23 protein-coding genes and 1 tRNA gene are annotated in these 25,596 nt (G+C 38.8%); 15 read left to right on the top strand and 9 right to left on the bottom strand.

Annotated elements, in window-relative coordinates; genetic code table 11:
- The first annotated feature begins 13 nt into the window (after window positions 1-13).
- Both NSQ84_RS14360 and NSQ84_RS14355 read left to right on the top strand, forming a co-directional pair.
- Window positions 14-1,252, top strand: coding sequence for an MFS transporter (locus tag NSQ84_RS14360; protein ID WP_117016929.1), 1,239 nt, complete (start codon window positions 14-16; stop codon window positions 1,250-1,252).
- A gap of 90 nt (window positions 1,253-1,342) precedes the next feature.
- Window positions 1,343-2,107, top strand: a complete 765-nt coding sequence (locus tag NSQ84_RS14355; protein ID WP_311066438.1) for a DeoR/GlpR family DNA-binding transcription regulator — start codon at window positions 1,343-1,345, stop codon at window positions 2,105-2,107.
- Window positions 2,108-2,270: 163 nt separating this feature from the next.
- On the opposite strand, the gene ssuE is transcribed toward NSQ84_RS14355, so the two are convergent.
- The 3 genes from ssuE to NSQ84_RS14340 all read right to left on the bottom strand — a co-directional run bounded on the left by ssuE (window position 2,271) and on the right by NSQ84_RS14340 (window position 4,235).
- The gene (gene ssuE, locus NSQ84_RS14350) at window positions 2,271-2,810 is read right to left on the bottom strand and encodes an NADPH-dependent FMN reductase (RefSeq protein WP_117016930.1); all 540 of its coding nucleotides are present in this window, start codon (window positions 2,808-2,810) and stop codon (window positions 2,271-2,273) included.
- A gap of 278 nt (window positions 2,811-3,088) precedes the next feature.
- Complete coding sequence (locus NSQ84_RS14345; RefSeq protein WP_144597049.1) at window positions 3,089-3,850, bottom strand: class I SAM-dependent methyltransferase; 762 nt, start codon at window positions 3,848-3,850, stop codon at window positions 3,089-3,091.
- Between the two features lie 76 nt (window positions 3,851-3,926).
- Entirely contained in the window at window positions 3,927-4,235 is a 309-nt protein-coding gene (locus NSQ84_RS14340; RefSeq protein ID WP_063387238.1) for a hypothetical protein, read from the bottom strand.
- Between the two features lie 362 nt (window positions 4,236-4,597).
- Here NSQ84_RS14340 and NSQ84_RS14335 point away from each other — a divergent pair, with 362 nt between their 5' ends.
- From NSQ84_RS14335 to NSQ84_RS14325, 3 genes are all read left to right on the top strand, one after another.
- Complete coding sequence (locus tag NSQ84_RS14335) at window positions 4,598-4,990, top strand: VOC family protein (RefSeq protein WP_063387239.1); 393 nt, start codon at window positions 4,598-4,600, stop codon at window positions 4,988-4,990.
- Between the two features lie 84 nt (window positions 4,991-5,074).
- The gene (trpB, locus tag NSQ84_RS14330; protein ID WP_063387240.1) at window positions 5,075-6,238 is read left to right on the top strand and encodes a tryptophan synthase subunit beta; all 1,164 of its coding nucleotides are present in this window, start codon (window positions 5,075-5,077) and stop codon (window positions 6,236-6,238) included.
- 1,100 nt (window positions 6,239-7,338) lie between these two features.
- A tRNA-Gly gene (locus NSQ84_RS14325) sits at window positions 7,339-7,412 on the top strand.
- Window positions 7,413-7,531: 119 nt separating this feature from the next.
- Here NSQ84_RS14325 and NSQ84_RS14320 read toward each other — a convergent pair.
- On the bottom strand, window positions 7,532-8,197 hold the full coding sequence (locus NSQ84_RS14320; protein ID WP_339212007.1) for a phenylalanine--tRNA ligase beta subunit-related protein: 666 nt from the start codon (window positions 8,195-8,197) through the stop codon (window positions 7,532-7,534).
- A gap of 82 nt (window positions 8,198-8,279) precedes the next feature.
- On the opposite strand from NSQ84_RS14320, the gene queG reads away from it, so the two are divergent.
- Genes queG through trmL form a run of 3 tightly spaced genes read left to right on the top strand, consistent with a single transcriptional unit; the run spans window position 8,280 to window position 10,880 of the window.
- On the top strand, window positions 8,280-9,413 hold the full coding sequence (gene queG, locus NSQ84_RS14315) for a tRNA epoxyqueuosine(34) reductase QueG (RefSeq protein WP_063387242.1): 1,134 nt from the start codon (window positions 8,280-8,282) through the stop codon (window positions 9,411-9,413).
- Between the two features lie 40 nt (window positions 9,414-9,453).
- Complete coding sequence (locus NSQ84_RS14310; RefSeq protein ID WP_186439328.1) at window positions 9,454-10,374, top strand: amidase domain-containing protein; 921 nt, start codon at window positions 9,454-9,456, stop codon at window positions 10,372-10,374.
- 32 nt (window positions 10,375-10,406) lie between these two features.
- Window positions 10,407-10,880, top strand: coding sequence for a tRNA (uridine(34)/cytosine(34)/5-carboxymethylaminomethyluridine(34)-2'-O)-methyltransferase TrmL (trmL, locus tag NSQ84_RS14305; RefSeq protein WP_063387243.1), 474 nt, complete (start codon window positions 10,407-10,409; stop codon window positions 10,878-10,880).
- A gap of 189 nt (window positions 10,881-11,069) precedes the next feature.
- Here the strand turns inward: trmL and NSQ84_RS14300 are convergent, their stop codons facing one another.
- Window positions 11,070-12,182: a glycerol dehydrogenase gene (locus tag NSQ84_RS14300; protein ID WP_144597056.1), complete on the bottom strand. Its 1,113-nt coding sequence runs from the start codon at window positions 12,180-12,182 to the stop codon at window positions 11,070-11,072.
- Between the two features lie 449 nt (window positions 12,183-12,631).
- On the opposite strand from NSQ84_RS14300, the gene NSQ84_RS14295 reads away from it, so the two are divergent.
- Together NSQ84_RS14295 and yhbH are read left to right on the top strand one after the other, a co-directional pair.
- A complete protein-coding gene (locus NSQ84_RS14295) occupies window positions 12,632-14,527 on the top strand; it encodes a PrkA family serine protein kinase (protein WP_063387245.1) in 1,896 nt (631 codons plus the stop codon).
- 198 nt (window positions 14,528-14,725) lie between these two features.
- Window positions 14,726-15,892, top strand: a complete 1,167-nt coding sequence (yhbH, locus tag NSQ84_RS14290) for a sporulation protein YhbH (protein WP_311066437.1) — start codon at window positions 14,726-14,728, stop codon at window positions 15,890-15,892.
- 269 nt (window positions 15,893-16,161) lie between these two features.
- Here yhbH and yidC read toward each other — a convergent pair whose 3' ends face one another.
- Window positions 16,162-16,938 carry a membrane protein insertase YidC gene (yidC, locus tag NSQ84_RS14285; RefSeq protein ID WP_063387247.1) on the bottom strand — a complete coding sequence of 259 codons (777 nt, stop codon included), beginning with the start codon at window positions 16,936-16,938 and terminating at the stop codon, window positions 16,162-16,164.
- 480 nt (window positions 16,939-17,418) lie between these two features.
- Here yidC and NSQ84_RS14280 point away from each other — a divergent pair, with 480 nt between their 5' ends.
- Genes NSQ84_RS14280 through NSQ84_RS14270 form a run of 3 tightly spaced genes read left to right on the top strand, consistent with a single transcriptional unit; the run spans window position 17,419 to window position 20,617 of the window.
- Window positions 17,419-17,979, top strand: a complete 561-nt coding sequence (locus tag NSQ84_RS14280; protein ID WP_094244590.1) for a biotin transporter BioY — start codon at window positions 17,419-17,421, stop codon at window positions 17,977-17,979.
- Between the two features lie 11 nt (window positions 17,980-17,990).
- Window positions 17,991-19,472: an AMP-binding protein gene (locus NSQ84_RS14275; RefSeq protein WP_144597060.1), complete on the top strand. Its 1,482-nt coding sequence runs from the start codon at window positions 17,991-17,993 to the stop codon at window positions 19,470-19,472.
- On the top strand, window positions 19,469-20,617 hold the full coding sequence (locus tag NSQ84_RS14270; protein WP_311066436.1) for a thiolase family protein: 1,149 nt from the start codon (window positions 19,469-19,471) through the stop codon (window positions 20,615-20,617). Before NSQ84_RS14275 ends, NSQ84_RS14270 begins: the two co-directional genes overlap by 4 nt.
- Before the next feature lie 201 nt (window positions 20,618-20,818).
- On the opposite strand, the gene NSQ84_RS14265 is transcribed toward NSQ84_RS14270, so the two are convergent.
- Both NSQ84_RS14265 and NSQ84_RS14260 read right to left on the bottom strand, forming a co-directional pair.
- A complete protein-coding gene (locus tag NSQ84_RS14265) occupies window positions 20,819-21,436 on the bottom strand; it encodes a DedA family protein (RefSeq protein WP_066250903.1) in 618 nt (205 codons plus the stop codon).
- Between the two features lie 99 nt (window positions 21,437-21,535).
- Window positions 21,536-21,775, bottom strand: a complete 240-nt coding sequence (locus NSQ84_RS14260) for a hypothetical protein (RefSeq protein WP_144597064.1) — start codon at window positions 21,773-21,775, stop codon at window positions 21,536-21,538.
- Between the two features lie 196 nt (window positions 21,776-21,971).
- On the opposite strand from NSQ84_RS14260, the gene NSQ84_RS14255 reads away from it, so the two are divergent.
- Window positions 21,972-22,547, top strand: a complete 576-nt coding sequence (locus NSQ84_RS14255; protein ID WP_144597066.1) for an NAD(P)H-dependent oxidoreductase — start codon at window positions 21,972-21,974, stop codon at window positions 22,545-22,547.
- Between the two features lie 81 nt (window positions 22,548-22,628).
- Complete coding sequence (locus NSQ84_RS14250) at window positions 22,629-23,453, top strand: aldo/keto reductase (protein ID WP_094244595.1); 825 nt, start codon at window positions 22,629-22,631, stop codon at window positions 23,451-23,453.
- A 152-nt stretch (window positions 23,454-23,605) separates the two neighbouring features.
- Here the strand turns inward: NSQ84_RS14250 and NSQ84_RS14245 are convergent, their stop codons facing one another.
- Window positions 23,606-25,549 carry an IS1182 family transposase gene (locus NSQ84_RS14245; RefSeq protein WP_339212005.1) on the bottom strand — a complete coding sequence of 648 codons (1,944 nt, stop codon included), beginning with the start codon at window positions 25,547-25,549 and terminating at the stop codon, window positions 23,606-23,608.
- Between the last annotated feature and the right edge of the window lie 47 nt (window positions 25,550-25,596).

The raw sequence follows: 25,596 nt of genomic DNA, 5'->3' as shown, positions 1-25,596 counted from the left end.
GGGGTGTAAAATAATGACACAAGTAACTGGAGTGAAATGGACTGAAAAATTAGGTATACCTTCTTCGATTGCATGGGGTTATTTAGGGATTTTAATTTTCATGATGGGAGATGGACTGGAAATTGGCTGGCTAAGTCCTTGGTTAATTGATCAAGGATTTACAGTTCAGCAAACTAGCCTATTGTTTTCAGCTTATGGGGTGACAGTCGCTGTTTCCTCGTGGCTGTCCGGAGTATTAGTTGAAGCGCTTGGTACAAAAAGAACGATGTGGCTAGGGGTGTTATTTTATATACTGGGGACAATTGGATTTTTGAGTTTTGGGCTGCCGAATTTTAATATTTGGTGGATGGTTCCGTTTTATGCATTAAGGGGCTTGGGATACCCGCTGTTTGCATACTCTTTCCTAGTATGGATTGCTTACCGTGCCGATCAGGAGCGTCTCGGAACAGCAGTCGGCTGGTTTTGGTTTGTATTTACAGGAGGTTTAAATGTTTTAGGGGCTTATTATTCCGTAGTTGCAATCAAATTATTTGGGCACTATACTACGTTGTGGTCATCAATCTTTTGGGTCGTATTAGGGGCGATAATCGCATTAATAATTAATAAAGACAAATTAGAACCAAATCAAGGAAGTTCTGCTAAAGAAAAATTATATGAGCTTATAAAAGGTGTCACAATTGTCAAGGAAGAGCCGAAAGTATTATTAGGCGGCATTGTTCGTGTCATTAATACTACTGCGCAGTTTGCATTTCCTGTTTTTTTGCCTACTTATCTTGCTGGACACGGAATTCCAACATCTACATGGTTGGCTATTTGGGGGACAATTTTTACAAGCAATATTTTATTTAATCTATTTTTTGGATATATAGGGGATAAAATTGGCTGGCGCAATACCATCATGTATTTTGGCGGTATTGGCTGCGGAGTTACTACTTTAGCTATATATTATTTTCCAGAGTGGTTTAATGGTAATATTTGGATCGTTGGCTTAGTAGCCATTTTATGGGGCGGATTGTTAGCGGGATATGTTCCGTTGTCTGCTTTAGTACCTTCGTTGGTGAAAGAGGACAAAGGAGCTGCAATGTCTGTTCTAAATTTAGGCGCTGGCTTGCCTGTTTTTGTTGGTCCTGCTATCGTTGGCCTGTTAATTGGTTCAATAGGAAATGTAGGAGTTATTTGGGTGCTGGCAATACTTTATTTTGTAAGCGCTATATTAACCAAATTTATTACATTGCCTGAAGAAACGAAATAACAAGATCTGAAAAAACATAGTCGATTGAATTCCTAATGAAAAGAGAATAATATAAGAATAGAAAAATTTAAATTGTTAGGAAGTTCGACTATGTTAGCTCTTGAAAGGCAAAAAAAAATAGTAGAATACGTAAAGGAAAAGAAAATTGCTACTGTGGCTGAATTGGCTGTATATTTTCATGTCCATGAGGCAACGATTCGAAGAGATTTGTCGCTATTAGAATCAGAGGGAAAATTGAGAAGGACCCATGGCGGCGTTGTCATTGAGGAAGATAAAGTAAAATCGGAGCCGTCTTTTCAGGATCGGGAAACCGTTCAGTTCGAGGAAAAACGAAGAATTGGCATGCGTGCTGCACAGTTTATACAAGATGGCGAAAATATTATACTAGACTCAGGAACAACGACCGTTCATATTGCTGAAGCGATATTAGATAGAAAAAACATAACAGTGATTACAAACGATATAAATGTTGCGGCAAAGTTGCGTTTTTCAAATGGGATTAAAGTTATTGTAACAGGTGGTACGCTATATCCGGAAAGCTATATGTTAAATGGACTCATTGCTGATGAAGTGTTAGGCAATCTCCATGTGGACAAAGCATTCATCGGAACGCCAGCCCTTCATCACAAATTTGGCCTTACTCATTTTGATGAACAGATTGCTGCAACGAAGCGTTCTATGATAAAAGCTGCGAAGAGCGTCTATGTTGTAACGGATCATACGAAAGTAGGAAGGATTGCTTTGCATACTGTTGCCAGTCCAAATCAAATTGATGCGGTAATTATAGGCTCTGAATTAAGTGAGATTGAAATCAAAAAATGGGAAAATAGTGGCGTTAATCTTCATCTTGTATAAAGGAAAATTCAATATTTTACTCAAAATGCTTTCATTTTTCATTAACAATAATAATGAAAAAAGCAGATTGCACCGTACGGGCAGTCTGCTTTTAATTTACTAGCGGCAATTTTGCGAAATCAAGAACGAACAAAAAAACCTCTGAGTTTCGATTAGGAGCTGATCATGCTTTTTGTCCATTTAAAGCATTCGCAAATTCCTCTACTGCTGCGTCCAATCTTTGCACTAGCTCTTCTGACAAGCTGTATTGTTCATTTTCTTCTCTGGTTACCCAGGCATCAACGGCATAAACGCCTCCTAGAATATATCTGCCTCCCATTGTGGATAACACTGGTTTTAGCGCATAATCTATAGATAGAAGGTGAGCCAATGTGCCACCAATAAACAACGGAAGTATTGTTTTACCCAAAAGCCCTTTTTGCGGAAGTAGGTCAAGGTATGTTTTCAATACGCCTGTATAAGCTGCTTTATACACTGGGCTTGCGATGATAATTCCGTCAGCTTGTTCTACTTTTTGGTTGGCGTTCAGAATCGCCTCGCTGTCGAATTTAGCTTTGATTAAATCTTCCGCAGGCAGCTGTGCTACTTGAATGTAATCAATCTCAATTCCTTTTTGCTGCAATTGCTGTTCAGCATATTGGATTAATCCATTTAATCTTGATGATGGAAACGGACTTCCATTGATAATTACAACTTTGCTCATTTACTACTATGCTCCTTTCTACGATTCTAAAAAACATATAAATCTTATTGAAATAGTTCGCTTTATGCTATCATCATTTTTATATTCTGTCAATATATGGAGGCTCTTAGCTGTTATTCTAATAGCCTTTAATTTGAGCATAAATCAAGAGAAAATAAGAAGCAACTTTAAGCTCTTGGAGATTTAGCTTTTTCCAAAATTTTTTTGAGAAAGTTACATATTGTTCACTTTCTTTTAGATTCAACAATTCGCGAAGATATGAGACGCCTCTTTACGTGCTATTCTTTAATCCCGATGACACGAATTCGCTTATAATCGGCAAACCAGATGCCATTTTTATATATGACGTTTTTCAAGTTGTTTTCCACGTTTGTGAAGATAAGATTTTTTGTTTCGTTTGTCAAACTGTTAAACAGGCTGCCAGCGAACATCTCTATCCAATTTTTTACCCCATTTTCCCCATGTAATGGCGTTGGGCGGTCAAAATGCTGGGCGAACACGACACGGAACCCCACTTCTTCCATCAACGATGAATATTCACCAATGCTCGGGAAATACCAAGGAAATTGGTCTGCTAATTCCTCCATGCCCAATTTATTGAATTCATTTCGGATGGCATCGGTAATCGTTTTGACATTGCCTTTGCCGCCGAATTCCGCTACAAAACGGCCGTTCTCCTTTAAGGCCTGGTATATATTGATTAACGCCTGTTTTGGCGGCTTGATCCAGTGAAGAACTGCATTGGAGAAAACGGCATCAAACTCGTTGCGGTATCCAAGATTTAGAACATCCTTCACCTCAAAGGTTAAACCGGGGTATTTTGCTTTAGCCTGATTAATCATATTTTCTGATTTATCAATTCCGACGACGTCAACTCCTAATTCGTAAAGCTTCCAGGCTAAATCTCCCGTACCGCAGCCGAGGTCAAGAATACGTTCACCTTTTTTTGGCTCCAACAGATCAAGCAAATGCTCTCCAAATTTGGAAACAAATGAATGTTTTGCATCATACAAAGCTGCATTCCAACTGTCTTTTTTCATGTGATAGGATCCCTTCTTTCATTTGTAGTAAAAATATGGGGGAATTTTGCAAAATGCATTTCAATGGAACATTCGCTTATTTTTGGCCATTTCTAAACGGTTCCAGTACTTCATCCACCCATTGACGAAATTTTTCATACGCTTCCTCATTTGTTTGAACATTTTCTATAAATCCACCTTTAAATTTATCATAATAATGCTCTTTATTTACAAATAATTGTTGAAATTCTTCCTCTTTTAAATCATCAAAAAATAAATCCATTGTGCCATCAGTTCTTTCCCAGGCAATTCCTTCGATGAAAGGGGAAAATTCATCTTTAAAGTTGTCTACATGTAAATGATTCCCGGTGTAATTTTTCGAATGAAAGTAGTCATTCTTCTTCATGAGTGTGTCCTCCAAATTGATTTTTACATAATTTGAATTTTTTGCTAAGTATCTCGTTAAGAAAGATTACACAATATAACAAGATGTTTCTTGTTTACCAATTTGAAGAGCAATTTCGGAGCAGGTAACCTGCATCACGCTGCGCTTTTTAACTCCATTTTATATTTTAGAATATTTCAATTGTTTCTAGTAATGCTCTATTTCAAAAAAGATTGTAGCTTGGCCCTAGGAAAATGCGATGTTGAATCATTACACAGAAACAGGAGGCACTCCTCTTCTTAAAAACAAGGTGTCATTCCCTTATGGTAAAATGGACGAGAAGAATGTTTATCCCTACAATCTGGCAAAGGCGGGTAAAAAAGATGAAAAAAATAATCCCTCATATTTATTTGCATAACTGTAAGGAAGCGTTGCAATATTATCAGCAAGTATTTGGAGGAGAACTTAAAAATGTAGAGACATCCGATGGAAAAGAAATGTTTAAAGGCCACGAAGGAAAATATATTCATGCCGAGCTGCATATTAACGAATCCTGTGTACTTTATTTTGCCGATGTTTTCTCACCGGTGACGAAGGGGAACAATATATGGCTGACATTGGATTTGGAGTCAGAAGATGAAATAAATTCAATTTTTACAACATTAGCGAAAGACGGACAGGTCAAAATGGAATTGCAAGATACTTTTTGGAATTCAAAATATGGTGTGGTAATCGATAAATTCGGTGTAGTTTGGGAGCTAAACTATGCAAAATAATAAGCGGCAGAAATTCTAAAAATAAGTGTTTGATTTGAACATGTTTTGCTATAATTGAATAAAAGCTTAGAGGAGATGAGTAAGATGAGTCAGCAAACAGTTGAGAAGGGTTATTTTGGCCAATTTGGAGGAAGCTTTGTTCCAAAGGATTTGCAAAGAGCATTGGACATACTGGAAGAGAATTTCGAAAAATTTAAAAACGATTCAACGTTTAATGAAGAATTGGCATATTATTTAAGAGAATATGTTGGTAGAGAAAATCCGCTGACATATGCGAAAAATTTCACAGAAGCGCTCGGGGGCGCGAAAGTTTATTTAAAACGTGAAGATTTAAATCATACCGGAGCACATAAAATCAATAATGCAATTGGACAGATCTTGCTTGCCAAACGGATGGGGGCTACTAGAATCATTGCAGAAACAGGTGCTGGACAGCACGGTGTTGCAACAGCAACCGCGTGTGCGATGTTTGGAATGGAATGCACCATCTATATGGGCAAGCTCGATACAGAGCGGCAGGCATTAAATGTGTTTCGGATGGAGCTGCTTGGTGCAAAGGTAGTACCGGTTGAAAAAGGACAAGGACGTTTGAAGGATGCGGTGGATGCAGCTTTAGCTGATTATGTGGAAAATTACCAAAACACGTTTTACTTGCTTGGATCTGCTGTCGGCCCGCATCCGTATCCAACAATTGTCAAGCATTTTCAATCGGTTATTAGTGAAGAGTCGAAAAAGCAGATTCTTGAAAAAGAAGGGAAGCTTCCAACAGCAGTGATTGCTTGTGCAGGAGGAGGAAGCAATGCAATCGGAGCTTTTGCGCATTATCTGGACGAACCAAACGTAAGATTAATAGGAGTGGAGCCGGAAGAGGCACCAACGCTTACGAAAGGTGTTCCAGCTGTTATTCACGGATTTAAATGCTTAACTTTGCTTGACGAAAATAATGATCCAATGCCGACTTACTCTATTGCAGCAGGGCTTGATTATCCTGGAATTGGTCCAGAGCACAGCTATTTGAAGGAAACCGGACGGGCAGAATATGTTACGGTGTCTGGAAAAGAGGCTTTGGAAGCTTTTCAGCAATTATCTAAGTTGGAAGGAATCATCCCTGCCCTTGAAAGTTCACATGCTGTAGCATATGCGATGAAACTTGCCCCGCAGCTAAGCAAGGAGGATATTGTGATCGTTAATCTCTCTGGCAGAGGAGATAAGGATGTCGAGCAAGTGTTTGAAATGTTGAAAAAATAAGGTGAAAATCGGCGTTTTTGAACGTCGATTTTTTACTTTCTTTTAACGATTCATCAGCTGAATTTTTAGAAGAGCAAGTTGTTTATAGTAATATAAAAAAGGCAGATTTTTGATCCACCGGATAAGTGTATATTTATCTTTGAAAAAATTCTTGACAGCTCTGAAATGGGCAAGGTATGGGAGCTGTAGTCACGAAAGTGCTATAGAAAGTTAAAAGATATGGGATAAGTGCGCTCATCACATTTTTTCAATGAATCAAAATGGTGTAGTTTTTGAGGTATAGTTATCATTTGGTCTTAACTTTACTCTGATTTTATAGGAATCTTCTCAGCTCTTAGTATTTTATGTTGGTTGATAAATTTAGTTTGCGAAGGAATGACTGAGGGGTTCAATCTAACTGTTATCTAAGCTTGCCATGATTTCGGAGTTTACATTTAAACGCCGGACATTTACCACCAGCTTTGTAAATATATGAACAAAATAAGAAAAACTGTTGATTTAATGCTTTTTTCAGTGGTATAGGGTGTTAAATGGACAGCTTGGTATCTATTTTGTTCACAATTTCGACAAAAACATAAAAAAATGTCGTTTTTTTTACATTTTTCCGTTGCACCGTCATTTTCGCTTTGCTATAATAAAACCCGTCATTGCATTACGGCTACCACGAGCGATGCTTCGATGAATAAGCATCGAGTTGCCTCGACGCATCTCCTTCTTCGAATAAGCTGGAAGAGGAAGAGGCATGACAAATGCGTGTTTTTCGTCTTGATAGAAAAGAAATAATGTATGCGGGTGTAGTTTAGTGGTAAAACCTCAGCCACGAGCGATGCTTCAATGAATAAGCATCGAGTTGCCTCGACGCATCTCCTTCCTCGAATAAGCTGGAAGAGGAAGAGGCATGGCAAGTGCGTGTTTTTCGTCTTGATAGAAAAGAAATAATGTATGCGGGTGTAGTTTAGTGGTAAAACCTCAGCCACGAGCGATGCTTCGATGAATAAGCATCGAGTTGCCTCGACGCATCTACTTCCTCGAATAAGCTGGAAGAGGAAGAGGCATGGCAAGTGCGTGTTTTTCGTCTTGATAGAAAAGAAATAATGTATGCGGGTGTAGTTTAGTGGTAAAACCTCAGCCTTCCAAGCTGATGTCGTGGGTTCGATTCCCATCACCCGCTCCATACATATCATTCATCAACGCAGTGTTTCGTTTTTATAAGCAAACGAAGCATTGCGTTTTTTCATTATAGAAATTTTGTATATGGCTGCCATGCCATTAAAAGAAAGAAAAGGGAGAGGCTTAAGCGAAAATTTGTTGGCGAGCATCTCCACCGTGAATTTGAACAAACATGTTTGCCATCGCTTCAAGTAATTTTTTTGCTTCTTCTGTCCGCATCGATGGCTTTAAATAAACGATATGTAAAGCGCTTGTTGTCGAAAGCTGTACTGCTGTTCGCTTGGAATCAACATAGGGGCTTCCGAAAGGTCCGTTTGCATCACAGGTTACTAGTTTATTTTCCAAATTTACTTGGCGGCCGTTGATGGCATCATATGAATCATCATTTTCACCGATTTTTAACGTAATAGATCCTTTTATTTTGTTTCGGTCGTAGATGCCTAACGGAATTTCATATTTCAAGGAGAAAAAATTATTTAAGTCAACGGCTGAATGGATAGACTGTAAGTATTGCTGTTTTTGAACGCGGCGAAAAAGAGCCTCATTGGATGAGCGGTATCGATTAGGATCAGTGCCAACACGCTTAAAGACTTCCCGCCATTCTCGAATGCCGTCTAATTCAGCTGCATTTTTATTTTCTAGATCGAAAAAAATAGATTCTTGAAAGAAACGAAGTCTCCCTTTTAACATTTGGGGGGATTCGGATACTTGAATATGATCATACTCAATTAAGCCTATTTTAAAGTGAGGAATTCGTTGTTTGACCTCTTCAGCAATAAAAAATTCCATTGATTTCCCTCCTATTTTCAGCCATTTTATCTTAACATAGTTTATATATTTTTTGAAATAAAAACAAAGGGGGTGGAGCGGTGTGGATTTCGCAGTTCTCAAACAAGAAATTATTGAATACAGCAAGCAAATTGGAATCGATAAAATCGGTTTTGCGAGTGCTGATGTTTTTGAAACATTGAAGGAGCGGTTAATTGTACAGCAGCAGTTAGGATATCAGTCAGGATTCGAGGAGCCTGATATCGAAAAGCGGACAAATCCTGAGCTGCTCCTTCCAAAAGCAAAATCGATTATCTCTATAGCGTTGGCATATCCTTCAAAAATGAAAAATGCTCCCAGAAGTACAAAAAAAGAGCGGCGCGGTTTATTTTGCAGGGCTTCATGGGGGACAGACTATCACGTGATTCTAAAAGATCGGTTGAAAAAGCTGGAAAGATTTATTTTAGAAAAAGTGGACGGAGCACAGGTTAAATCGATGGTCGATACGGGGGAGCTGTCGGATCGGGCCGTAGCAGAGCGAGCCGGTATCGGATGGAGCGGAAAAAACTGCATGATTATTACACCGGAATTCGGCTCTTATGTATATTTGGGCGAAATGATTACAAATATTCCTTTTCCTCCCGACAGCCCCATTGAAGACCGATGCGGATCCTGCAACATATGTGTCGATTCATGTCCGACTGGTGCGCTCGTACAAGGCGGGCAGCTCGATTCAAAGAAATGTATTGCTTTTTTAACGCAAACAAAAGGGTTTCTGCCTGATGAATATCGTGGGAAAATCGGAAACAGGCTTTACGGCTGTGACACTTGTCAGCTTGTTTGTCCGGAAAATAAAGGAAAGGATTTCCATATCCATTCTGAAATGGAACCGGATCCTGAAATTGCAAAGCCAAAATTAAAGCCGCTTCTTCATATTTCAAACCGCGAGTTTAAAGAAAAATTCGGCCATATAGCTGGTTCATGGAGAGGAAAAAAACCGATTCAGCGAAATGCGATCATCGCTTTAGCCCATTATAAAGATAGAACGGCTTTGCCTGACTTAATTAAACTGATGCACGAAGATTCAAGACCGATTATTCGGGGAACCGCCGCATGGGCGATTGGAAGGATAGGAGATCAATCAGTGCTTTTTGAATTGGAAAAAGCTCTGGAAAAAGAACAAGATGAAGAAGTAAAGAATGAAATTGTCAAAGGAATTGAAATGTTGAAAGCATGATTTTAATTGTCACCATCATACGTATATAGAAGAAACGAAAATGGTGGTGACAAATGTGGACGTACAGGCTGTTTATCGAAAAATAAATGAAAAGCTGCAATTTTTAGTGAACAAATCTGTCAATCACAATCGGCAGCAATCTTCAGAGCTTGAATGGTGTGAAAAGAAAAAAGAGCTGGCAGCAAAACGAAAAGCGGAAATAGTGAAAGCGACTTGTCTCATAAAATGGCCGAAACAGATCGAAGATGAGGCAACCGTTGTAGATTATTTATGTGATTACAGGCTTCTTTATAAGCAGGGTGATTTTTTATATATAGAAGAAATTGGGGAAGAGCGGGTAGCGAAGTTTTCCAATAAAGGTCATTTAATATCTGATGAAGTTAAACTAAAAGACTGTTTTCATAAAGATGAAGAGGATGATTGGTCAAACGAAGAGTGGCATGGAAAAGATGAACGGGTTTCTTTTCAATATGATCGGTTGAAAAGCGTCCAATATGCGGAACGGTGGTGGAACAGCAGAAATCCGAATTATCCTTATTTTGACGTAAATTGTACAAATTATGTTTCCCAATGTTTACGTGCCGGTGATGCGCCGATGAGAGGCTACCCGAACCGGTCATCAGGATGGTGGCTTGCGAATAATAATTGGAGCTACAGCTGGTCTGTAGCTCATGCGCTGATGCTGTATTTGTCCACATCAAAAACAGGACTTAGAGCGGAAGAAGTTTCGTCTCCTGAGCTGCTTAAGCCCGGGGATGTGATTTGTTATGATTTTCAAGGCGACGGCAGATTTGACCATTCAACATTTGTTGTTGCAAAAGATAAAAGCGATATGCCGCTTGTCAATGCCCAAACATCCAACAGCCGAATGAGATATTGGTCGTACGAAGACTCAACTGCCTATACAGAAAACATTCAATATAAATTTTTTCATATCATTGATGATAATGAGGATTCTTAAAAATGTTATAATAGTTTTCGAGGTGAATCATTGTGGCATTACACGTTGTTTTATTTCAACCAGAAATCCCTGCAAATACTGGAAACATTGCTAGAACTTGTGCAGCGACTAATACAGCCCTTCATTTAATTCGTCCTTTAGGTTTTTCAACGGATGATAAAATGCTTCGACGCGCAGGGCTTGATTATTGGGAATTTGTAAACATTCATTATTATGATTCTCTTGACCATTTTTTTCAGCAAAACCAGAACGGGGATTTCTACTATATAACTAAATTTGGAAAACGATATTATACGAGCTATGATTTTAGTGATCCTTCCAAAGAGATTTTCTTCATTTTTGGACGTGAAACAACAGGACTTCCAAAAGAATTGCTTGCAGAAAATGAAGATCGGTGTTTGCGCATTCCAATGACGGAAAACGTTCGGGCATTAAATTTGTCGAACACTGCCGCTATTTTAGTGTATGAGGCGCTAAGACAGCAAAGCTTTCATGGATTATCTTAAACACTTTTAGTTTTGGGCTTCTTTCGGATTGTAAATATACATTATTTTTGGCGGTTATTAAAGGAAGTATGAGAAGGAAGCGGACTACCATAAGGTTAAAAAAGCAAATACAAAGGCCAGAGCTGTCAAAGCGCCTGGCCTTTTTTGCAGTCATCAAGGTATCCCATGAAGAAATGCCAATTCAAAACGTTATTTGCGGTGTTTTTCTTTATATGCTTTCGCATATTGATCAGCAGCAAAAATCGCATCTGCTACATCATCAGCTGTCACATTGAATGCATTATGGATTGTTTCCCCTTCTGCGGTTGCTGCTTTAGCGACTTTTAGTATATCTTCGCGTGAAGCATCTTTTAATTTAATGTCCTCCAACGTGACTGGCAAATCAAGGCTCAAATAAAGCTCAATATAGCGTTCAATTTCTTGTTGTGAATGTTCTTCGAGAGCGAGCTGGACAAGAGTACCAAATGCCACTTTCTCTCCGTGTGTCAAATGATGTATTTCGCCTTCTAACGCGGTAAATCCGTTATGAATAGCATGAGCCGCTGCCAAACCGCCGCTTTCAAAACCTAGTCCGCTAAGGAGCGTGTTTGCTTCGACGACCGCTTCTAACGCAGGGGTGACGACTTTTGCTTTTACTGATTCATAGGCAAGCTTCCCGTACTTGAATAAAGTTTGTTCACATTTTTCTGCAATTGCTTCAGCTGCAATTGTAGGGATACCGCCCGCCATCGTTTTTCCTCCGGATTTTATAACACTGCGTGCTTCCACCCAAGTTGCAAGTGCATCAGCGATTCCAGAGGCAAGTAAACGTGGCGGAGCATTGGCGATAATTTTCGTATCGACAAGTACAAGATCTGGATTCTTTTTATAAAAACGGTAGCTTTCAAATACGCCGTCATCAGAATATATAACAGAAAGAGCACTAGTTGGCGCATCAGTTGAAGCAGCTGTCGGCACAATCACTATATAAGCATCTAATTCATCCGCTACCGCTTTTGCGGTATCTAACGTTTTTCCTCCACCAACGCCGATTACAATAGCAGCTTCTGCTTTTCTTGCAATATTCGCGATTCTTTCTACCTCGTTTCTTGAAGCTTCTCCGCTAAAAACTACTTCTTCGGCTGCAATATTTCCTTTTTTTAATTCGTTTACTATTGTATGCCCAGCTATTTTCCAAACTATTTCATCAGCTATCACGACTGTCTTGTTTCCAATTCCTTCAAGATAATTCGCGATTTTTGTAATGACATTTTTACCTTGAACATATTTTGCAGGGCTGATAAATACTCTTTCTGCCGCCATTATTAGCACCCCTTTTATGTTTTGGAGTTATTTTCATGGAACTAAAACAAGCCGAAATTCCCTACCTGCTTTACCGCTTCACAAAATTACCGGGAGGACTACTTGTGAACAAATCATCAATATGCACAAAATTATTTTTTGTTGACACCAGGTTTATCGTTGTATCCTGCCGTGAAAATAGCAACTAAAAATGCGATGCAGACACCTAAAACTAAAGCAGTTTTCATGAAAAAGATCCCTCCTTCATATGTACAACGTAATCAAAAATTACTAGTTTTATTATACATTAACATTCCCAACGAGTGAAAGAATTTCCCTAAGGTTTGTCATTTTGTCAAAATTTTTTAACTCATTTTCAAACATTAAGCTAATCAAAAAGCATCTTTAAGGACATCCTCGCATAAATTGTATTAATCTGGTGCTCAAACCAACGATGGAGGAGGTCCCTGATGGATATTTTGAAAAAAATCGAAAAGCATAGAGAAATGGAAGAGCGCTTAAAATGGGAAGGCACCTTCGCTGAATATTTGGAAATATTAAAAGAAAAACCATGGATAGCCCAATCCGCCCACTCTCGCGTTTATAATATGATAAAAGATGCAGGGATTGAGGAGATTAATGGCCGAAAACGATATAAATTTTTCAACCAGGAAATTTTTGGACTGGACGAAGCATTGGAACGGCTTGTGGAAGAATATTTTCATCCCGCTGCTAAGCGGCTGGATGTAAGAAAAAGAATTCTGTTGTTAATGGGTCCTGTCAGCGGCGGAAAATCTACACTTGTCACTTTGTTAAAAAGGGGATTAGAAGAATATTCGAAAACCGATAGAGGTGCAGTTTATGCAATTAAAGGCTGCCCGATGCATGAAGATCCTTTGCACTTAATTCCGCACCATCTTCGCGACGACTTTTATAAAGAATACGGCATTCGAATTGAAGGCAATTTATCTCCGCTTAATATGATGCGCCTTGAAGAAGAATACGGCGGGAGAATTGAGGATGTTTTAGTTGAGCGAATTTTTTTCTCAGAAGACAAACGGGTAGGAATCGGCACATTCAGTCCGTCTGATCCAAAATCGCAGGATATTGCCGATTTAACGGGAAGTATAGATTTTTCTACAATTGCTGAATACGGCTCAGAATCCGATCCGAGAGCTTATCGATTTGATGGAGAGCTTAACAAGGCAAACAGAGGAATGATGGAATTTCAAGAGATGTTGAAATGTGATGAAAAATTTTTATGGCATCTGCTATCTCTAACTCAGGAAGGAAATTTTAAAGCGGGCCGATTTGCGCTCATTTCAGCTGATGAGCTCATAGTCGCTCACACGAATGAAACAGAATATCGTTCATTTATTTCAAACAAAAAAAATGAGGCTCTCCATTCGCGAATTATCGTCATGCCGATCCCGTATAATTTAAAGGTCTCCGATGAAGAAAGAATTTACGAAAAAATGATTAAAGAAAGCGATGTATCCGATGTTCATATCGCTCCTCATACATTGAGAGTAGCGGCAATGTTTACTATTTTAACCCGTTTAAAGGAGCCGAAGAGATCGGATATCGATCTTGTGAAAAAGATGCGGCTTTACGACGGAGAATTGGTTGAAGGGTTTAATGCTGTAGATGTGGAAGAGCTAAAAAAAGAATATCCGGAAGAAGGAATGAGCGGCATCGATCCTCGTTACGTCATCAATCGGATTTCTTCTACCATTATTCGGAAAGAAGTGCCTTCTATCAATGCGTTAGATGTACTTCGTTCGTTAAAAGAAGGTTTATATCAGCATCCTTCGATTTCAGAAGAAGACCGTGAGCGTTATTTGAATTTCATTTCCATCGCGCGGAAAGAATACGATGAAATTGCGAAAAAAGAGGTTCAAAAGGCGTTTGTCTATTCATATGAAGAATCAGCAAAAACTTTAATGGACAACTATTTAGATAATGTTGAAGCGTATTGCAATAAAAGCAAAATCCGCGATCCGCTGACAGGCGAGGAAATGAATCCGGATGAAAAATTGATGCGTTCGATTGAGGAGCAAATCGGCATCTCAGAAAATGCAAAAAAGGCTTTCCGAGAAGAAATTTTGATTCGCATTTCAGCATATGCAAGAAAAGGGAAACGTTTTGACTACAATTCCCATGAGCGGTTGCGCGAAGCTATTCAAAAAAAATTGTTTGCAGATTTGAAGGACGTTGTGAAAATTACAACGTCAACTAAAACGCCTGACGAACAGCAATTAAAGAAAATTAACGAGGTTGTAGCGAGACTCATTGATGAATATGGATACAATTCAACATCTGCCAATGAACTTCTTCGCTATGTAGGCAGTTTACTAAATCGTTGACAATTGAAGCTGGTTTCGTTCATGATTCGCCCAATGGGCGCTATTTTTTTCAAAATTTCTAATCAAAAAAGGTGTGCAACAGCATGTCAATTTTGGAAGATTCGAGCATATGATAGAATAATCTTTTATTTGTCCAAACGAACTCATTCGTTTGAATATAATAAAAGAATTGCCAAGTTTTTTAAGGGAGGGAAAAAAATGACATCCAAAGGGAACCATCACTTTGTTGTTTCTAGAGAGGATTGGTCCCTCCATCGTAAAGGCCATGATGACCAAGTTCGCCATCAAGAAAAAGTGCAAGAAGCGATTCGCAATAATCTCCCTGATCTTATTTCAGAAGAAAGCATCATCATGTCAAACGGAAAAAATGTAGTAAAAATTCCGATACGGTCGCTTGATGAATATAAAATTCGATATAACTATGACAAAAACAAACATGTCGGCCAAGGAAAGGGAGACAGTAAAATTGGCGATGTCGTTGCGAGGGATGGCACAAATGATGCACAAGCAGCTGGGAAAGGCGAAGGCGCTGGAGATTTGCCTGGAGAGGACTATTATGAAGCTGAAGTGTCGATTATGGACTTGGAAAAAGCGTTCTTTCAGGAACTTGAACTTCCAGATTTACAGCAAAAAGAAATGGATGAGAATATTGCTGAAAAAATAGAATTTAACGATGTTCGCCGTACAGGCCTTATGGGAAACATTGATAAAAAACGGACAATGCTTTCGGCATTTAAACGAAATGCGATGGCAGGAAAACGAAGTTTTTATCCGATATATCCGGAAGATTTGAAATTTAAGACTTGGAACGAAGTGGAAAAACCAGAGTCAAAAGCTGTTGTGCTTGCAATGATGGATACGAGCGGTTCTATGGGAATATGGGAAAAATACATGGCAAGAAGTTTCTTCTTTTGGATGATTAGATTTTTAAGATCGAAATACGAAACGGTAGATATTGAATTTATTGCCCATCATACGGAGGCAAAGGTTGTCACTGAGGATGAATTTTTTTCAAAAGGTGAAAGCGGAGGCACCATTTGTTCTTCTGCCTATCGAAAAGCATTAGCACTTATTGAAGAAAAATACCCGCCTTCCCGGTACAATATTTATCCGTTCCATTTTTCCGATGGAGATAATTTAACTTCAGATAACAGCCGATGCGTGAAGCTTGTCGAAGAACTAATGAAAATTTGCAACATCTTTTGTTACGGCGAGGTCAACCAGTACAACAGATACTCCACCTTAATGTCAGCTTATAAAAACATCAACAATCCAAAATTCCGCTATTTTGTGTTAAAGCAAAAAGCAGATGTGTTTCATGCGATGAAAACTTTTTTTAAAAAACAAGAAAGTAAAACCGGCTAAGTGTGAAAAGGGAACCTGACATAGGTTCCTTCTTTTGTTTTGCAGTTTCTAGTAACAGCTGTTCAAAAAGATTTTTTGAAGGAAAATTTCAGCAGATTCATTTGCATGTTGGAGAGAAGATAAGCACGAAGATTTTCACAGTCCCCTTCAACCAAAAAAATTTCCTCCTGCGCTAGACAGGTGATTTTACTGTCTAACGCAAGAGGAAAGATCAATTCGCTAGTTTATTCATATTGTTCGCAAAAGGTATTTTTGTACGGCTACTGATTCTACTGTTCAGAGTTCTTGCCTTTTTCTTTTTCTATTGGTTTATAGTAGAGCTTTTGCGCAAGTAATGTTTGCAGAATAAGGAATGATCCGCTTACTGTCCAGTAAAGAGGCAAGGCAGCTGGTGAAGCAAAAGAAGCTGTTCCTATCATTAGCGGCGACAGCATTCCCATCATTTTCATCGGTCCTTGCAATTGATCTTCAGGTACCGTTCTAATGGAAACTTTAAATTGCACATAATAAATAGCTGCAGCACAAAGCGTCAAAATAAGGTCAGGTGTTCCGAGATTAAACCATAAAAATGAATGTGTTGCAATTTCTTTCGAACCGCGAATGGCATAATACAGCCCCATGATGATCGGCATTTGAATAATAATGGGAAGGCAGCCCATTTTCAATGGATTGATGTCGTGCTTTCGATAGAAATCCATCATTTCCTTTTGAATTTTTTGTTGTTCTGCTTGATCCTTCGCCTTTTTAAACCTTTCTTGCAGCTCCTTCATCTCCGGCATGACTTTCTCCATTTTCAATTTCATATTTTGCTGGTCTTTATATTGGCGAAGCATTAACGGCATAAGAATCAACCGAATCAAGACCGTAATTAAAATAATCGCGATTCCATAGCTGCCGTGAAACCAGTCCGCAAAAGTTTTAATAATAATTGAAAAAGGTTCAACGAATGTTTGATGGAAAAAGCCTGATTGATTTGAGCTGCCAGCGCTGCATCCAGTTAGTGCAACAAAAGTGATCATGACTACGATATACAAAATATTTCGCATCTTTTTCCTCCTTATAAATAAACAAAATGTGTCTCCAACAGGGAAGGAAAAAGATGATCCTCCATATCGTCCGGTCCCTCTTTCCGCTTTCTTTTCTTTATAAGAAATGAAAGAAAAAGGAAAGTGAAATACGGGATCTCTCTTGAAATGCTGTCAAAAAAGCTGTTTTTGAACTGTTCAAATTTCGCTTTGGCAGAAATTTGATAACCAGTACGGACATAACGATGAAAAAAGTTTAGCCCGATCTGTATGCAGATCTGCAGTGAAAGGGCGATGATTAATGTATCAAAAGTCAGCTCTAGTTCGGGCACAAGAGTCACCTCAATAGCAATTATAAAGATATTGTATCGTGAACAAACCTAATTGTCATTTCTTTATGAAAAAACATTTTAATGTAAACTTAAATAAATTTTAGGTTTACAAAAATCGTTATTTCAACTATTATGTGATTATAAAATTTTTTCGAAAGGAGTTATTTATATGAAGTTATATGATATGGTATTAGTATCAATGTTCGCGGCTGTTGTTGCTGTGCTCGGCCTCATACCGCCGATTGCGCTTCCGTTCACGCCAGTGCCAATCACCGCTCAAACATTGGGTGTGATGCTGGCAGGGGCAATATTAGGATCCAAACGAGGATTTATCAGTTTATTGTTGTTTGTATTACTTGTAGGAGCCGGAGCACCGATTCTTGCTGGCGGAAGAGGCGGGCTGGCAGTATTATTTGGTCCGAGCGGTGGATATATTTTATCTTGGCCTTTTGCATCCTTTATAATCGGTTTTTTAGTTGAAAAGAATTTTGAAAAATTAGCATTTTGGAAAGTGTTAGTATTTAATATAATTGGAGGCATTTTATTTGTTTATTTATGCGGCATTTCCTATTTGTCTTGGATTGCCAATATGAATTGGATAAGTGCGAGCATATCGGCGTTGGCTTATATTCCAGGAGATTTAACAAAAGCGGTGATTTCAGCATTTTTGGCAGTAAGAATTCAAAAATCGTATCCATTGATTAAAGCTCGTAATAAACAGGCTGCTTAAGGGGTGAGCTGATGGGGATCGGGAGAAACATTAGTCAATTTGCATACGAACATCCTCAAAAACCGGCAATTAAACAAATAAATGGAGAGACAGTTACATATTATGAACTGTACGAAAATATAAAAAAAATACAAACAGCTTTCGTTCGAATGACAAACAAAAAAAATATAAAAGTTGGCATATTAATGGGAAACACTTCAGAATTTTTAGAAGTGTTTTTTGCCGTTATTACACTTGGCGGGATTGCTGTTCCTTTTGATCCAAAATGGAGAAAGCGCGATATCCGGCATGTATTGGAAAGCGGCCAGCTGGATGTATGCATTGGAAGCCGCGATTTTTTGGAGCGGACCGGAATAAAGCAGGAGAACGTCATGTTAATTGACGAAATAAAAAAAGATGTCCAAACGGATCATCACGAGAAGTGGGAAGAGTTTGATGAAGAATTGTTTTATCTCGGCTTTACTTCAGGTTCAACTGGAAAACCGAAAGGATATATGAGAAATCATAAATCCTGGCTGGAAAGCTTTAATGTCGGAGAACAAATTTTTGGATATGGAAAAAATGATGTCATCCTTGCTCCCGGTCCTTTATGTCATTCGTTGTCCCTGTTTGCGGCTGTTCACGCCTTACATATCGGGGCGACTTTTTATTTGCTCCCGGCTTTTTCTCAAAAGGAAACATTTAATATTTTGTTAAAGAGAGAGGCAACTGTATTTTATGGTGTTCCAACGATGATTCAAGCTTTGCTTCAAATGAAGAAAAATGAAGAGAAATGCATAATGAACAATGTAACAATCATTTCGTCTGGTGCAAAGCTTTCTTATGAAGCTAGAAAGCAGTTAAAAGAAATGTTTCCGAACGGACAGTTGTTTGAGTTTTATGGCGCATCAGAATTAAGCTTTGTCAGTTATGTCGATGATGAAATTTTTAAAAAAGCGCCAAAAAGTGTCGGCATTCCTTTTCCAGGTGTGGAAGTAGCAATCAGAAAAAAAGATGGATCGGAAGCATCCTTTAATGAAGTTGGGGAAGTAGTCGTACGTAGCAATTTATTATTTTCAGGGTATTTCAACAACCCGATTGAAACAAAAAATGTATTGAAGGATGACGGCGCATCAATTGGTGATTTAGGGTACTTAGACGAGAACGGTTTTCTAACGATCGTTGGGCGCGAGAAAAATATGTTCATCAGCGGCGGTTTAAATATTTATCCGGAAGAAATTGAAAAAGTTTTGAAGGAACGGGATGAGGTTGAGGAAGCGGTTGTTATTGGAGTAGAGGACGATTATTGGGGGCAAAAGCCGGTTGCATTTATTAAATGGAAAGAGAAAGCTCAGCATAGAAGCTTCAATGCATTAAAGCGCTATTGCCGATCTGAGCTCCCGTTATATAAATGCCCGCGAACGTTTTATGAAGTGGACGAGTTCCCTTATACATCCAGCGGAAAGATTGCGCGAAAAGAACTTGAATTCATTGTGAAAGGGGAAGAAAAATGACGATCCCTGTCATTGTTATGGCAAAAAGAACGGCTATTGGAAAAATGGGGGGAATGTTTAAATACGTCCGCCCTGAACAACTGGCTGCTGCAGTCATCAAAGCGGTTGTAGACGAGAGCGGAATTGATCCGCAGGAAATTGATGAAGTTATTTTAGGAAATGCGGTCGGTCCAGGAGGAAATATCGCTAGACTCTCACTCCTTTTAGCGGGGCTTCCCGATCAAGTTCCGGGTATTACTGTTGATCGCCAATGCGGATCAGGATTGGAAGCGGTGAATCTCGCTTGCCGGCTTGTCCAATCAGGAGCCGGCGACATTTATATTGCCGGAGGAGTCGAAAGTACAAGCCTTGCCCCTTGGAAAATTGAAAAACCTTTATCTTTATATGAAATGAAGCCACCTAAGATCTATACGAGAGCACGGTTTTCGCCGGAGTCGTTCGGTGATCCTGAAATGGGGGAAGCGGCGGAAAATGTTGCGGAAGCGTTTCAAATTTCAAGGGAAGAGCAGGACTTGTTTGCATACAGCAGCCATCAAAAAGCGGTTCAAGCGATGGAGAATGACAGATTCAGCAGTGAAATTGTCCCTGTAAATGGCATGGATCGTGATGAATGTCCAAGGAAAAGGTTGAGCTTGGAAAGGCTTCGTGCCATGAAGCCGATATTTAAAGAAAATGGCACAGTGACTGTTGGAAATTCTTGTCCATTGAATGACGGGGCTTGTGCCGTCCTTGTCATGTCTGAAAAAAAATGCCGAGAGCTTGGGCTTCTGCCCGTTCTGAAATTTGTCGATTGTACAAGTGCAGGTGTCGATCCGAACCTTTTAGGCATTGGTCCTGTTCCAGCAGTGCAACAGCTGCTGAAACGAACCGGCTTCCAAATGGAGGATATCGATTTAATCGAATTTAATGAAGCTTTTGCCTCTCAAGTATTGGCTTCTGTTAAGCAATTAAACATCCCATTGGAAAAGCTGAATGTGGGAGGAGGGGCTATTGCCATCGGACATCCTTATGGTGCTTCAGGCGCTATTCTTGTTGCAAGGCTTTGCACAGAAATGAAAAGATTGAGAGGCAAACGGGCAATCGCAACATTAGGAATCGCAGGTGGTCTGGGCCTCGCTACATTGTTTGAATTGTATGACGCATAAAACAAATCATTGGAAAGCGCGTTTTCGAAGCAGCTTTCCAATATCCTTTCATTCGGCCAGACAAGTGGAAATAATCGCTTATCAGCGATGAATGGAATAGCTAAGCCTCAATCATCATTGCGAGCGGTATTTGTTTGATTGAGGCGAGCCAAAAGTATAAAAAACGCGCATATATTATTTTTCAGCGCTTCAGGCAAAGCGTTATGATTTGGAGCGTCGGAATCGAAAAAAATACCAAATGATGATTGCAGCAAATACAAGAACGGCGATCACAGCATAAATGATTTTCGAATAAATATCTATGTATTCGGTAATGAGAGGCCAAGCTTCTCCTAATCCCGCGCCAACCGATACGAGAAATATATTCCATACGAGAGAACCGATCGTAGTGAAAATCAAAAATAAAACGAAATTCATGTTGGACATTCCAGCAGGAATGGAAATTAAGCTTCGCAATAACGGAATAACTCGGCAAAATAACACAGTCCATATGCCGTAACGATCAAACCAATTGTCTGCTTTATGTATATCCTCTTTTGAAATTTTCAATATGTATCCCCAACGGTCAACAATTTTTTCCAACCTCTCAACATCCAGCAACAGACCGACGCCGTATAAAATGATTGCACCGACAACGGAGCCGCAAGTTGCCGCCAAAATAACTCCTGGAACTGTCAGGTTCGAATAAGTGGTCATAAAACCGCCAAAAGGAAGGACAATTTCGGACGGAATCGGTGGAAAAATGTTTTCTAGCGCAATAATTAAAAAAATCCCGAGGTAGCCATATTGTTCCATAAAATCTGTAATCCAGTTTTCCATTCAAGTTCCTCCTATAAAGAACAAATTCTCTATATATTATACTAAAGAAATTGTCCTAAATGATCAAAAATAAAAATCCAGCCAATTGACTGGATGTCCCTAAAGAAGTATATAAAGCTGATAAAGTACAAGTAGAACGGTGGACACAATGAAAATGTTTTTGGCTACTATTTGTTTTTTCTGTTTGTCAATGATTTTCAATTCTTTTTTATTTACTTTCGAGTGATTGGCTGTAATCCATTGTTTTACTTCCCTTTTGTTTTGACAGGTCGCTAAATACGTTTCTCCATTTTTTCCAGTTGCATGAATAATAAAACGGCAAGTTTTTTTTGTACTCAAATAGTATTCCCAACCTTTTAAAAAAGATTTAGATTACTGTTATTTTACCAAGTTCCAACTAACTTTCAACCTTATTTTAAGATTATTTTCCTTTTCAAAAATTATGAAAAATGAAAGGGGATTCATTATGTGCTGTCGTGCATGAAGATCAACAAGAACTTTCATACTAAAAGTAACATCGTCTGGAGGTAGTTTTATGAATACACTGATTATTTACGCCCATCCTAATCCCAACAGTTTTAATTATGCGATCTTGCAGACTACTGTACAAAAACTTCAGCAGAAACAGCATGAAATTAGAATTCGGGATTTGTATGAAATGAATTTTAATCCTGTCTTAAAAGAAGATTACTTTACAAAACAAAATCCAGCCGTATCCAAAGCGATACAAGAGGAACAAATGCATTTTTCGTGGGCAAAACAATTAATTTTTATTTATCCGACATGGTGGAACGGCATGCCCGCTATTTTAAAAGGATATATCGAAAAAATATTCACGAATGGCTTCGCTTTTACGTTTACGGATGAAGGGGCAAAAGGGCTTTTGCAAAATAAAAGAGCGATTATTTTTCAAACAACATCTCATCCGGAAAATTATTTAAAGCCATATCAGTTAATTGCATCAATGGAGACAATCGTTGATGTCGGTATTTTAAATTTTTGCGGGATTGAAACAATCACTCATAAGTTTTTTTATTCAGTTCCTTATGTCGATGAAAATACAAAAAAGGCGATGCTAAAGGAAGTAGAAGATATAGTTGAAATGATTTAATCTTTTCGAAATATTCACTTTTTGATAAGGATCATGCATAATAGAAATGATGCACCAAAACTAGAAAGGGAGTGGAGTTGGTTGGTCAAAAGCTTGCAAGATACGGTGACTTTACATAATGGTGTTAAAATGCCGTGGTTTGGTTTAGGCGTATATAAAGTCAACGAAGGGGAAGAAGTAATTCAAGCTGTAAAATCAGCAATTAAAGCGGGCTACCGCAGCATAGATACGGCGGCATATTATAAAAATGAAGAGGGAGTCGGAATTGCGATAAAAGAATCGGGAATACCGAGAGAAGAACTATTTATCACAACAAAAGTTTGGAATGACGATCAAGGCTACGACTCTACATTAAAAGCGTTTGATGACAGCCTAAATCGATTAGGATTAGACTATTTGGATCTATATTTAATCCACTGGCCAGTTTCAGGAAAATATAAAGAAACATGGAAGGCATTAGAACGGTTGTATAAAGACGGAAGAGTTCGGGCGATTGGAGTCTGCAACTTCCATGTTCACCATTTAGAGGATTTATTGCAAAGTGCGGAGATTAAACCGATGGTTAATCAGGTGGAATTTCATCCAAGATTAACACAGGAGGAACTTAGAAAATATTGCAAAGAGCAAAACATTCAATTTGAAGCTTGGTCCCCGCTTATGAGAGGCGGGCTTCTCGATAATGAAACTTTAGCCGAGATTGCTGAAAAATACAATAAAACGATCGCACAGGTGATTCTCCGTTGGGATCTTCAACATGAGGTCGTGACAATTCCAAAATCGACAAAAGAGCATCGAATTATTGAAAATGCTTCTATTTTCGATTTTGAACTATCTCAAGAAGATATGGAAAAAATCGATTCCCTCAATAAAAATGAGCGGATAGGTCCTGATCCTGATACTTTTTAAAAGGTAAGAAATAAGAAATCGGTAATACTACAAGCCTTTCCTATATGCTGTTCAGCAGCTTTTGAAAGGTGAAAAAATGCTTCAGCTTCAATGGAAATACATTTGTGAGCTTGAAGAAGAAATATGTTTGGAAATCTTTCCGGATAAATTGATTATTTTGCGATAGTGATTTGCAAATCATTCATCATTTTGCTGGAGCCAAGCGTATGAAGACGATTTATTGCAGTATGAACAAAATTTCTAAATATTGGAGCTACGGATATTCTGTCCGCTTTTCCTGTTAAGATTGACAAAATTTGATTATTCAAAAAGGGGCTGTCCGATAAGTCCCTAAAATGAAGCAAGTGGAGAAAAACAATTCGTTTCTCTCCACTTGCTTTTATATTTTTTCGATTTTTATCTGAAAGTAGCTGGCGGATGCCGGCTACTTTCAGTATGTTGTGGGCTAATGCCACAATCCCAAACTCAACATGTACCTTGTCGAGGCCCCGCAAAGAAAATCTGCGGAACGACCGATTGCCCTTGATGTGACCGAACACACTTTCTGCCTCGACTTTGCGTCGAGCGTAGATGGCGGCTTTCTCTTCACATTCAAGGGCTGTTTTGGCCTTTGCTTTCATTTCTTCGAAGATGGGATTCCAGTGAACTTGACGATTTCCCTTCGCTTTTGTGCATTTCGCTTTCAATGGGCAATCGGTACAATCTTCACATTCGTATATTTTGAAGCTTTGTTCATAGCCAGATGGATTCTTTTTGTTTTGGTATTTTTTAAACGTTACTCTCCTTCCATTCGGGCAAATAAAACAATCATCCTCTTCACAATAGGTCCAGTTTTTGGCATTTTTAATGTCTTTTTTGTATGTACGTGTTTGTTCTTTTACATAGCTCCCATAAGGAATTAGAAACTCAAAACGGGGCTCTTTCTCATCACCAACTGCATATACATAGTTTTCTTCACTACCATAGCCTGCATCCGCAATGACCGTTTTGGGCATCGGTAATGAACTGGAGGCTAGCTTCTCCATATGTGGGATAAAGCAACGTGTATCGGTCGGTCGTTGATGAATGGTATAAAACAAGATAAACTGATTCTCTGTCCCCATTTGCACGTTGTATCCGGGCTTGAGCTGACCGTTTTTCATATGGTCTTCTTTCATGCGCATGAAGGTTGCGTCTTTGTCTGTTTTCGAGTAGCTGTTACGGTCACCGAACATTTCCTTTTGTTCCTTGTATCTTGCCATTCGGGGCAGGAAATCTTCACGAATTTGTTTCACCGATTTCTTTAATTGACTGCGTTTTTTTCGCTTCTCTTTCCGAATGGATGTATCGGTCTCCTTTTCGATTTCTTCCGTTAGCGTTTCAACTTTTTCTTCTATTTCTTTTGCGATTTCCTCCATGTTTTGTTCGGTGATCTCTGTATGTTGATCGCTTTCCTTTTGCCCTGTTCCGGCTTCTAATTGGGTTAATTCATGAATGTGCTTTAGTGTTTCTTGGATTTTTTCTTTTAATTTCTCTTCGAATTTCAAAGTGGATTTTTTCCACACAAAAGAATACTTATTGGCATTGGCTTCGATCTTAGTGCCATCCAAAAAGTAGTTTTCCATCGTGATGTAATGTTCTTTTATCAATTTGAGAATCATGACTTCAAAGAGCTCATCCATGAAAGCTTTCATCCGTTCCCCTCGGAACTCATTAATGGTGCGAAAATCTGGTTGTTGCATCGCTGAAAGCCACATGGCAGGAATATTTTCTTTAACGAGTTTTTCGATTCCTCGGCAGGAATAAACCTTTTGAGAATAAGCATACAGAATGATTTTCAGCATCATTTTGGGATGATAGGAACTTCTGCCGCCGCCTTTATAATGAGAAAACAATTGTTTATCTGGTATCGCCTCCACCATTTCGTCCACGACACGTGCCACGTGATGTTCGGGTATAAGAGATTCAATATCATAAATCATTTGAACTTGACGGTTGTCATATGGTTTGAAAGTAGGGGCTAAATTTCTTTTGGCAGGAGTTTTTTCTTCTTTTCCATCTAGAGGAAGTGTCATTTGTGTGTTATAATTTTCACGAGTAATCATTTGATTGCTCATAAAAAATCGTCCTTTCTGTAATGTTGTGTGGTAACTTCATTTTACTA

The organism is Aeribacillus sp. FSL K6-3256 (assembly GCF_037965805.1).
GTDB classification, from domain to species: domain Bacteria; phylum Bacillota; class Bacilli; order Bacillales; family Aeribacillaceae; genus Aeribacillus; species Aeribacillus composti.
Note: the sequence above shows the minus strand (reverse complement) of the source record. Positions and strands in the feature narration are given on the sequence as shown.